The organism is Aeromonas caviae (assembly GCF_000819785.1).
GTDB lineage: Bacteria > Pseudomonadota > Gammaproteobacteria > Enterobacterales > Aeromonadaceae > Aeromonas > Aeromonas caviae.
On record NZ_CDBK01000095.1, the window covers coordinates 1 to 1,339 of the forward strand.

Genomic DNA, 1,339 nt, shown 5'->3' on the forward strand with positions numbered 1-1,339 from the left:
GGCGAAACCACCACGGGCGTGGGGCAGGCTGTCGGCATAGGGGACATAGGGCTTGATGTCGACGACGGGGGTGCCGTCGAGCAAGTCCACGGCGCCCAGCTCGAGCCAGAGCTTGCCGCGCTCACGTCCCACCCCGTGCAGCTCGACCACGGAGAGGCCAAGGGGGTTGGGGCGGAAGGTGGAGCGGGTGGCAAAGACCCCGACCCGCTCGTTGCCGCCGAGGCGCGGCGGGCGCACCGTCGGGTGCCAGCCCTGATCCATGGTCTGGTGAAACACGAAGCTGATCCAGAGATGGGAGAATTGCTCGATGCCGCGCAGCGCATCGGGCTGATCGTAGGGAGGAAGCAGTTCGAGGCGGGCGCGAGCCGCGCTGACCAGGCCGGGCTGGCGGGGTATGGCGAACTTCTCCTTGTAGGGAGAGCGGATGATCCCTAGGGTATCGATATCGAACTTCATGGCGGATCCTGGCTGAAAACCCGGGCAATGTAGCACAGGCACGCCGAAAACGCAGGGGGAGCACCAGGACGCGGCCCCTGTGATCCCGATCCCAGACCCGGTGCCCGGGGGCTGTGTCCTGGTGCCAACTTGCGTAGGGTGGGGCGGCAAAAGGGGTGGCGGGGGAGCGGGCAAGGAGCCTGCTGCCCGCACCATGACGATATGCCTGGCGGCATCAGGGCGTGCCTGGGACGTGTGCTCACCATGCCAGGCCATGGCCGTTTCGGCTGCCCGTGGAGGGGCTGCAAGGAGAGGGCGCCATAGAGGAGAGACAGGGATGAAATTGTTGATTATCGGCGGCACCGGCTTTCTGGGTCGCCACCTGACCACGCTGGCCCTGGATTGGGGGCACGAGGTGACGCTGTTCAATCGCGGCCACCGCCAGCACCCGGATTGGCGGGAGCTGACCCAGCTTCACGGGGACAGAGACGGGGACCTGGCCCCCTTGCGGGGCGAGGGGCGGCACTGGGATCTGGTCATCGACACCTGCTGCTATCGCCCCGAACAGGCCGAAGGACTCTCTGACGCTCTGCTGGGGCGCTGTGATCGGCTCATCTTCATCTCCACCATCAGTGTCTATCGCGATTTTTCCCAACCCGGCATGGATGAGTCGGCCCCCTTGCACGAGATAGCAGGAGCGCCCACCGACTACGGCCCCCTCAAGGTGCTGTGCGAGTCGGTGTATCGTGCCCGCTGGGGAGATCGCCTGTGCACCCTGCGCCCCGGCGTGCTCTGCGGCCCCTTTGACCCGACCGCTCGTCTTGCCTGGTGGGTGAGGCGGGTGCAGCGGGGCGGGCACTGGCTCTTGCCGGGGCAGGGGGAGGATAGGCTGCAATATCTGGAT

Annotated in this window: 2 protein-coding genes; one reads left to right on the top strand and one right to left on the bottom strand. The window is 66.6% G+C overall.

Translation table 11 applies throughout. The features are described 5' to 3' along the window. The coding region (tsaA, locus tag BN1120_RS16980; protein WP_042017182.1) for a tRNA (N6-threonylcarbamoyladenosine(37)-N6)-methyltransferase TrmO at positions 1-456 on the bottom strand (456 nt) is incomplete at its 3' end. A 316-nt stretch (positions 457-772) separates the two neighbouring features. Between tsaA and BN1120_RS16985 the strand changes: the two genes are divergently transcribed. Then, a partial coding sequence (locus BN1120_RS16985) for an NAD-dependent epimerase/dehydratase family protein (RefSeq protein ID WP_042017186.1) occupies positions 773-1,339 on the top strand: 567 nt, incomplete at its 3' end.